The organism is Salinisphaera orenii subsp. halophila YIM 95161, assembly GCF_003732545.1.
GTDB classification, from domain to species: domain Bacteria; phylum Pseudomonadota; class Gammaproteobacteria; order Nevskiales; family Salinisphaeraceae; genus Salinisphaera; species Salinisphaera orenii_A.
Genome location: NZ_AYKF01000134.1, coordinates 1 through 9,086 on the forward strand (window position 1 = coordinate 1; position 9,086 = coordinate 9,086).

The 9,086-nt window shown below is 63.2% G+C and carries 7 protein-coding genes and 2 tRNA genes; 8 read left to right on the forward strand and 1 reads right to left on the reverse strand.

Going from position 1 to position 9,086, the window contains the following annotated elements:
* Positions 1 to 354 precede the first annotated feature (354 nt).
* The 5 genes from SAHL_RS16360 (at position 355) to SAHL_RS16385 (ending at position 4,713) form a co-directional block, all read left to right on the forward strand.
* Positions 355 to 690, forward strand: coding sequence for a hypothetical protein (locus SAHL_RS16360; RefSeq protein ID WP_184947786.1), 336 nt, complete (start codon positions 355 to 357; stop codon positions 688 to 690).
* Positions 683 to 2,062, forward strand: coding sequence for a terminase large subunit domain-containing protein (locus SAHL_RS16365; protein WP_123592489.1), 1,380 nt, complete (start codon positions 683 to 685; stop codon positions 2,060 to 2,062). The genes SAHL_RS16360 and SAHL_RS16365 overlap by 8 nt, the downstream gene beginning before the upstream one ends.
* A gap of 11 nt (positions 2,063 to 2,073) precedes the next feature.
* Positions 2,074 to 2,583: a hypothetical protein gene (locus SAHL_RS16370; RefSeq protein ID WP_123592490.1), complete on the forward strand. Its 510-nt coding sequence runs from the start codon at positions 2,074 to 2,076 to the stop codon at positions 2,581 to 2,583.
* 155 nt (positions 2,584 to 2,738) lie between these two features.
* The gene (locus tag SAHL_RS16375; protein ID WP_148045595.1) at positions 2,739 to 3,734 is read left to right on the forward strand and encodes a major capsid protein; all 996 of its coding nucleotides are present in this window, start codon (positions 2,739 to 2,741) and stop codon (positions 3,732 to 3,734) included.
* 538 nt (positions 3,735 to 4,272) lie between these two features.
* Complete coding sequence (locus SAHL_RS16385) at positions 4,273 to 4,713, forward strand: hypothetical protein (protein WP_148045596.1); 441 nt, start codon at positions 4,273 to 4,275, stop codon at positions 4,711 to 4,713.
* Between the two features lie 544 nt (positions 4,714 to 5,257).
* On the opposite strand, the gene SAHL_RS16390 is transcribed toward SAHL_RS16385, so the two are convergent.
* Positions 5,258 to 5,333: transfer RNA gene (locus SAHL_RS16390), tRNA-Thr, on the reverse strand.
* A gap of 515 nt (positions 5,334 to 5,848) precedes the next feature.
* On the opposite strand from SAHL_RS16390, the gene SAHL_RS16395 reads away from it, so the two are divergent.
* The 3 genes from SAHL_RS16395 to SAHL_RS18370 all read left to right on the forward strand — a co-directional run.
* A tRNA-Ser gene (locus tag SAHL_RS16395) sits at positions 5,849 to 5,938 on the forward strand.
* A gap of 82 nt (positions 5,939 to 6,020) precedes the next feature.
* Complete coding sequence (locus SAHL_RS16400) at positions 6,021 to 7,040, forward strand: class I fructose-bisphosphate aldolase (protein ID WP_123592494.1); 1,020 nt, start codon at positions 6,021 to 6,023, stop codon at positions 7,038 to 7,040.
* A gap of 269 nt (positions 7,041 to 7,309) precedes the next feature.
* A partial coding sequence (locus SAHL_RS18370) for a patatin-like phospholipase family protein (RefSeq protein WP_123592495.1) occupies positions 7,310 to 9,086 on the forward strand: 1,777 nt, incomplete at its 3' end.

Genomic DNA, 9,086 nt, shown 5'->3' on the forward strand with positions numbered 1-9,086 from the left:
GCATAACACTCCTTTTGCCGGCCCATGATGAGCCTTCTTTGAAGTGTCCGCATTAACGGGTGAGAACCCCCATGTGCGGCGGAATATAGGGGGCGGATTGACACGCCCACCCATATGGCGGAGGAAGCCTCTACTGACGGCGCATTGGTATCAGTCACTTACTGCGGTTTAATGCACGTACCCATTGACCTACCCAACAAAAACAGGTACTGTATAAACATACAACTTCTCGTGAATCTGCGATTTTTCGCGAGTCAAACAGCCGGCTGAGGGCCTGAAACAATGCCGAGACCACGGAAAACCCTGCCGCCCGGTGCCCGCGACCATGTCCTGCGGTGTGCCGAAGGCGCGGCTTTGCAGCCGACGAAGATTTGCCGAGCCCTGGGGCTGTCTTACAAGGTTTGGAAACGCATTCTCCGCGACGATGAAGACGCCCAAGCGCTATGGGAGGAGGCTAAGGCGATCGAGCGTGATGCTGTGGTGGCGAAGATGTACGCGCTGGCGATGGAGGGCGATGTAAGCGCCGCGCGGTTCATCCTGGCGTCTCGGCACGGCCTCTCGGAGAAAGGCGACACAGCGGGCGCTGAGCGTTCGTCAGTCACTATAAATCTGCCCGGCAGCATGAGTGCTCGCCAGTACGAACGGCTGGTCAGTGTCGAGCACAACGAGGCTATCGGCCAAAATGGCTGAGGTCGCCGAGCGTATCGAGCCCAGCGCCTTTCAGGCACGCGTGTTGGCGACTCCCGAACAGTACGATGTGGCTCTAACGGGCGGTCGTGGGGGTGGCAAGACGTTTGCTCTGCTGCTGCTGATCCTGCGCCACGTCGAGATGCACGGCATCAACGCCCGCGTGCTCGTGGTGCGTAAGAATTTCCCCGATCTGCGCGACTTCGAGGCCGAGGCCCGCTATCTGTTCGGCACGGCGTACGGCTCGGCGCTGAGCTACAACGCGCAGCAACATATCTTTCGCTTTCCCAATCAGGCGACCGTCCAGCTTGACCAACTGGAAAGCCAGGCCGATTTCATCAAGTTCCAAGGCAAGTCGTTCTCGCTGATTGCCGTCGAGGAAGCGGGCCAGTATCCCGACCCGCGCCCGTTGGATCTGTTGCGGTCGAGCCTGCGCAGTAAGGCCAATGTGCCGTGTCGTCTGATCCTGTCGGCGAATCCGGGCGGCTCGGGCCATGCATGGATGAATCAGCGACACGTCGCCGGTCAAAGCCCGTGGCTGCCGTACATCGAGCCCAAATCCGGGCGCACGTTCGTCACGGCACCCTCAACCCTGCACGACAACCCGCATCTAGGCGCCGATTATGGCGCCCAGATCAAGGCTGCTACGGCCTCCGACGCCGAGTTGCAGAAAGCTTGGCTCCATGGCGATTGGAACATTGCACGCGGGGCATTTTTCGGCCAGGTATTCGATACCGCCCGCAATGTGATCGCGCCGTGGGCCAAGCTGCCGGATGATCCCGATTGGGAGTTCTTTGTTGCTGGCGACCACGGTTCGGCCGCGCCGGCTGTGTTCTATCTATGCGCTCGCAGCATGGGAGCACAAGACAACGACGGCCGATTCTATCCGGCCGATAGCATCGTGCTGTTCGATGAGATCGCTTTTGTCGAAAAAGACACGCTCAACCAGGGGCTCGGCATGACCGTGCCCGATATGGCCAGCCTTGTGATTGCGGCGTGTCATCAATGGGTGATGACCCCAGCCGGCTGCATGGATGACGCCTGTTTCAGCAACCATGGCAGCGACGCCGGCACGCTGGCACAGGAATATCGTCGCGCGGGCTTGCGTATCGACAAGGCCGACAAAGGCGAGCGTCTGGCCGGCTGGCAGAAGATGCGCCGCATGATGGCCGATGCCGGTCTACCCGATAAACCCGGTTTGTATATCAGCGAGCGATGCGGCTACTGGCTTAGAACCGTGCCGTATCTCGACCGCTCACAGAATCGACCGGAAGACTTGGATACCACGGCCGCCGATCACGGCGCCGATGCGTGCCGCTACGCCTTAACGTATCAGCGACCCATGTTTACCCGCCGTAAAACCGGCGTGATGTAGAGGACATACCCATGGCAGAGACCGAAGAAACCGACGTACAGGCGCTTCAAGATGAGATCGAACGTCTGAAACAGCACAATGCCAAGCTCTTGCAGGAAAAGAAGGACGCAGTAACCGAGTCCGAGCGCCAGAGCAAACGCGCCGAGGATTCCGCGACCGAATTGGAGCGCGTCACCCAGCGCCCGATCATGCAGGTATTTGAAAGCCTCGCGCCAAGCGAGAACCTGGCCGGCTATCTGCGCCAAGAGTTCGGCCGCTATTTCAGCGTCGAAAACGCCGGCGGCGAACTCAAGATCAAGGATAGCGACGGCAATCCGGTAAAGCTCGGCGAGCAGGAATGCGCGTTCGACGTTAGCACCGTGCAGCGACTCGTAAATGATCGCGGCCTGGATTCGCTCAAGCCGCTAATGGCCGCGCCACGTAACAACGGCGGCGGCGCAGTCGGTGGTAGCAGCCGGCCGGCTCAGGCATCGGATAAACCGGCGCCACGTGAGGAAAAACGGGCGTTCGGCCTACAATAGTGTTATATTATAGCGTCAGCCAAAAACGGCCGTGCCGCGTTTGTGACGTGAATCGGCCCGCGCCGTGCGCTCTGGCTGACGAATATCGCCCGTGGCGAACCCTCCGAGTCCGTGACTCTGAGAATCAACCTACTGTCTACACATAGGAGATTCTCATGGCAGTAACTAACCTTAACGACATTATTGAGCCGGCGCAGTTTACGAACTACGTCGTTGAAAACACAATGGAACAAACCGCGCTCGTGCAATCCGGCGTGGCGACTCGAAACGCAACAATCGTTGATCAGCTCAGGGCCGGCGCGCATTCGTTTACGACCCCGTTCTGGAGAGATCTGGAAAACACCGAGGCTGATATTGCCTCCGACGATCCAGAGCAATACTCGACGCCTTCTAAGATCGGGGCTGGCAAGCAGATCACCCGCAAGTCGTTTCTGCATGGGTCTTGGTCCGCGATGAACCTGGCTTCCGAGATTGCGGGCGACAACGCGCTGGATCGCATTCAGAGCCGCACGACGGCCTACTGGAATCGCCAGCTCCAGCGCCGGCTTATCTCGGCGCTGAACGGTATCCGGGCGGCGAACGAGGCCAACGACGACGGCGATATGGTGCTGGATATTTCCGGCGCAACCGGCGATGCCGCAGTCTTTTCCGCCAAGTCCGTGATCCGTGCCGCGCACACGATGGGCGATGCCATGTCCAGCATTAGCGCGCTGGCTGTGCACTCCGACATCTACAAGCAGGCGCTCGAAAACGATCTGATCGAGTTCGTCCGCGACAGCCAGGGCAATCTGGTGATGCCGACTTTCCGGGGCTTGGCGGTCATTATGGACGACGGCCTGACGGTCGATACCGGCGCTTATACGAGCATCTTGTTCGGTAACGGCGCAATTGGCTATGGCACGGCCGAACCGCGTATTGCGGCGGGTACTGAGATCGAGAATAACCCGAGTGCGGGGAACGGTGGCGGCCAGGAAATCCTGCACAGTCGTATGAATACCGCGATGCACCCGGCCGGCTTTAGCTGGATCGAGGGCACGGTAGGTGGCGAATCGCCGACGATCGCCGAGATGGGCGAGGCCTCGCACTGGCAGCGCGTGATCGAACGCAAGTCCGTGCCGCTAGCATTCCTAGTCAGCAAGGTGGCGGCCTAAGCCGCTCCTCTGTCCCTCGCTACAGGGCCGGCGGTGCCGGGAGGTGTAGCAGTGGGCTTAGTCGTGAGTCCCCGCTGAGTGTAAGCAACCGCGACGGCTGGCAGCTCTCACCAAGCGTGGCCGGCACAGCCCCTATCGGCGAGGCCGGTGGGGGCTTTCTATCTATGAGGCCGCCGAAAGCTCAGCTTGTTACGTGATGCTTGCATGGGACATTGCTCGCTTTTAGGCTCCTCGGGCGCGATATGCGCGCAAAAACCGAGGGAGAAAAATGAAGCAAATAATGGCACTTACCGTGATCGCAGCCGGTTTGGTCGGATGCACGACCGCTGGCCCGTACGTCACGAACATCTCTAGTGACGGCCGTAGTGGTCTCAACGTCGAAAAGTGCACTGTCAAGCTCAATGCCTTTATGGGGACTGTATCGAATGGGGACTGCACGTCGCAGTCGATTCAGGTCCGATAAGCGCGATGCGCCCACGCAGTTGATAACGAGCCCGCTTCGGCGGGCTTTTTTGTGTCTACCGGTAGAGCCGGGAACGTGGCCCACATCCATCGCGGTGCGGTATTGCTGGCGCGTCATGCCAGCGTCCTCTGCTGCTTCCCGCCTACTAACTGGGTTGTCGCCAACCCGGTTATCAGTACGCGGGCCACCCTTCGATTCCGGAAACTGCTTCAACAGTTCTTGCGCACGGCGGACGGCGCGCGCTCGGAGCTATCGGCCACCGAGTACGCCGAGCATATGCAGCGGCGCAAAGAGGTTTGGGAGGCGATTCAGAATCAGGTGGGTCAAGTTGACTCACCTGAAGTCGGGTATCAAAAGCCACCTAAGCAAACGAAGGAGTTTGCAGCCGCAACCGCCGAGACCACGGGGCGCTCCAAAGAATCTACCAACCGCGCCACCAAACGCGCCCGCACCGTCTGCCAGCAGGCCCGTGATCTGATTCGCGGGACGCCCGTGCGCGCGGGGAGCGGCGTCTAGTGCCGGCGCTTGTCGTCGTGGTCTTTCCGTTCGAGGTAACGCACGAACGGGATCGCACCCAGCATGCCGACGGCCGCGATGGTGATAACGATGTACGGAGTCATGGTTGATCCTCCCGGCTGTGCAGCCAGTATCCCACGATATTGCACGCAACGCCTATGACGGCGGCATAGATCGCAGCGCCAAGACTTACCTTGTCCTGTAGGAACCCGCTGACAATCCCAGCGGCGAGCAGTACGAGGCCAAAGCGGCGCAAATCTTCAGCGAGTGCATGGCCGGGCTTCATCGGCTCCGAAGCTACCTAGTGCGTCCGTCCCGTGCAAGCCTCGCCGCTTGGTGTACACCTTCTGAATCCACTGCCAGGCCAAGGTGCTGCTCGCGCTCTACGGCTTCGTTGAAGTCGTCGTCTTGGTGCGTTTCGAAACTGTTTCGTTTTGCACCAAGCCCTCGACCAACGAGCATCAATGGCGCGTTTTTCCATTGATGGGTAGGAGAATGGGCAGCTAATTTGAGCCGCCTTAACTTTCTGATTTAACAGCATATCTGGTGCCGGGGAGAGGAATCGAACCTCCGACCTACTAATTACGAATCAGTTGCTCTACCGACTGAGCTACCCCGGCTCGGCGAGGCGCGATTCTATAAAGCTTTGAAGCCCGAGGCAACCGGGAAGCGTCGCTGTGCACCACACAAGGGCGCTCGAAGCCGCCCTGATCAGAGGTCTTCGACCGCCGTCAAACGTCCGCCGCGCCCTGGAAGTCGAAAGTGCCCCGCTGCAGGTCTCGTAACCGCGGCTCGATTCGGCGCTGTCGAAGCTGCGCGAGCGTCAGTCGACTGCCGAGGATCGTCTCATGAGCCAAGCCGTCGGATTCTGACGGACTCTCGTGTCGAGGGGATCCAGTCGAAATTTTCAGCGCATCGATGGGTGGCCGCCTGAACGGGCGAGAGCTGCCGCCGCATGAAAAAACAAGATCAGGCGTTGGCTTGCGGATGGCGTTTCGCTGTCGCTTCGCGGTGCCAACGCTCGGGCCGTTACAGCTCGCGAGCCGACGGTGCTTGCGTCGATGGCAGCGCTTTAACGACAATATGTGCGCCGACGGGCGCGGATCGATCGGATTCCGCGCGCGTTCGGTACATCGGAGAGGTGGCAGAGCGGTTGATTGCACCGGTCTTGAAAACCGGCAGGGGTTCACGCCCCTCGTGGGTTCGAATCCCACCCTCTCCGCCAGTTCAGGGTGCGCGGCGCAAGGTCTCTTCGCGGTGCGTGTTTTCCGGTATTATTCCGCGCAAATTGGTTTGGAAGAATGGCGATGTACGAACAGGCACTGATCGATACGGCAAAGGCACTGGTCGCACCGGGCAAGGGCGTGCTCGCGGCCGACGAGTCCACGGGCACCATCAAGAAGCGGCTGGACAGCATCAACGTGGAGTCGACCGAGGCCACGCGTCAGGCCTATCGGAACCTGCTGTTCACGACCGAGGGCGCGGAGCAGTTCATCAGCGGCGTCATCCTGTTCGAGGAGACCCTGTTCCAGAACGCCGATGACGGCACGTCGTTCGCCCGGCTGCTGGCGGACAAGGGCGTGATTCCGGGCATCAAGGTGGACAAGGGCGCCAAGCCGCTGGCCGGCAGCCCGGAAGAGAAGGTCACCGAGGGCCTGGACGGGCTGCGCGATCGGCTGGGCGAATACCGCGAGGCCGGTGCGCGGTTCGCCAAGTGGCGGGCCGTGATCGACATCGCGGACGATCGCCCGAGCGACTACTGCATTCATGTCAACGCCCACGCGCTGGCCCGCTACGCTGCGCTCTGTCAGGAGGCCGGCATCGTGCCGATCGTCGAGCCGGAAGTGCTGATGGACGGCGCCAACTCGATCGAGCGCTGCGAGGCGGTCACCGATCGCGTGCTGGACCGCGTTTTCGACGAACTGAAGACCCAGCGGGTGCTGCTCGAGGGCATGCTGCTCAAGCCCAACATGGTGATCGCCGGCAAGCAGTGCCCGCAGCAGGCGGGCGTGGAGGAAGTCGCCGACGCGACGCTGCGCTGCCTGCGGCGCCGGGTGCCGGCGGCGGTGCCGGGCATCGTCTTTCTGTCGGGAGGCCAGAGCGACGAGGTCGCCACCGCGCACCTGGACGCCATGAACAAGCGCGGCCCGCAGCCGTGGGCGCTGTCGTTCTCCTACGGCCGGGCGCTGCAGGCGCCGGCGCTGGCCGCCTGGCGGGGCGAGCCTGACAACATTCCGGCCGCGCAGCAGGCCTACTACAAGCGCGCCCGCAACAACGGCGCGGCCGCCGAGGGTCGTTACAGCCCCGACATGGAAGACGCGGCCTAAAACCCCGCACGAGGCGCGTCGAGAAGCCCGGGTTCGCCCGGGTTTTTGTATCCGGCGCAATTCGCTCTTCCGCGGCACGGGGCGCATGCCGGCCTGGAGCGCGGCATCGGCCGCGCCGCTTACGACGACGTGAAGCGCGGCCGGGCGCGGGTTGTGTCGGGCCGGTCTGCCGAATCGCTGGCGTGCGCTTCAATGCCCGACCGCGTGTCATGGCCCCGAGCTGCAATGCGTGCCGCGCGCAACCCGGCCACAGGCTCTAGAATGGCCGCATGGATATACAGGCAGCGCTGAAAGCCAACGCGCTGTTCCGTGATCTCGACCGACGTGCCCTGCGCGCGGCGGCGGCCCGCGCGGAATGGATCGAGATCGGCGGCGGTGAATACCTGTTTCGCGTCGGCCAGCCCAGCGACGCGCTCTATCTGATCGTCAACGGGCGCATTCGCGTGGTCGGCGCGAACCCCGACGGGCCGCCGCTGATGCTCGGCGAGGTCGGTGCCGGCGACACTGTCGGCGAGATCACGCTGGTGACGGCCGAGCGCCACACCGCGGACGCCTACGCGCTGCGCGACACCGCGATGATCCGCCTCTCGCGCGAGGTGTTCGACGACCTCGTCGTGCGACATCCCACGGCCATGCTTCAGGTCACCCGGCTGGTGGTGGCCCGCCTGCGTGCGGTCACGCCGGCACCCGAACGCGAGAGCGTGCGCAGTACCCGCACCTACGCCGTGGTACCGGCCCATCCGGGCGTCGATGTGGCGGCGTTCGCGCACGCGCTGTCCGCGGAGCTCGGGCGGGTCGCCGCCACCCTGCGGCTGGACGTCGCGCGGGTGGAGCAGGCGCTGGGCGAGGGCATGGCCGCGACCGATTTCGGCGGCGGCGACCGTCACCGCCGTCTCACCGGCTGGCTCACCCAGCTCGAGGATCGCTATCGCTATCTGGTCTATCAGGGCAGCGCCGCGCCCGACGCCTGGACGCGGCGCTGCCTGCGTCAGGCCGATCGTATTCTCGTGGTGGCCAGCGCCGACCAGCGCCCGTTCGTCTCGCGCAATCTGGCCTGGCTCGGTGAGCAGAATCTGCGGGCGCCGCGCGAGCTCGCGCTCTTGCACGACGGCAATGCGCGCTATTCCGGGCTCGCATGGCGCGAACGTGTCGGCGCGGACATCCATCACCGCGTCGAACGCACACTGCCGCCGCGCGATATCGCGCGGCTGGCACGGCTCGTCTCCGGGCGCGGCATCTGTCTCGTGCTGGGCGGCGGCGGGGCCCGCGGCTTCGCCCACGTCGGACTCGTGCGCGCACTGCAGGAGCGCGGCATTCCCATCGACGCCGTCGGCGGCACGAGCATGGGGGCGATGGTCGCCGCGCTGGTGGCGATGGGTTACGACGCGCACGAACTGCTGGCCCGGCTGCGCGCGACGTTCGTCACCGGCAAGTTTCTCAACGACTACTCGCTGTCGAGAATCTCGCTGATCAGCGCGCAGAAGTTCCACCGACAGCTGCGGGTCCTGTTCGGCGAGCGCCGGATCGAGGATCTCGACATCCCGTTCTACTGCCTGAGCACCAATCTGACGCGGGGCACGCCCATGGTGCACGACAGCGGCGCGCTCGCGACCTGGGTCGGGGCGAGCATGGCGGTGCCCGGGATCGCGCCGCCGATCGTGCACCAGGGGGATCTGTTGGTCGACGGCGGCCTGTTGAGCGCGATCCCGTTCGAGCCGATGGCCGCCTTCGGCCGGGGTCGCATCATCGTCTCCGACGTCAGCCGGGAGCCGAATCTGCGCGTCGACACCGCCGAGGATGCGCAAACCACGTCGCTGCTGTCGGTCGGCGCGGCGGCTCGGCATCTGAACATGTTCAAGATCCTGTTCCACACCGCGACGCTGACCAGCGAGCGCGAAAGCCGGGACATCGACTCGCGGGCCGATCTCGTCCTGCACATGCCGGTCAGCGACGTGAGCATGTTCGACTGGGACGAAATGGACGAGGTCGTCTATCGCGCCTATCACCACGCCGACCAGATGCTGGACGAGTGGCTCCCCGCCCCCG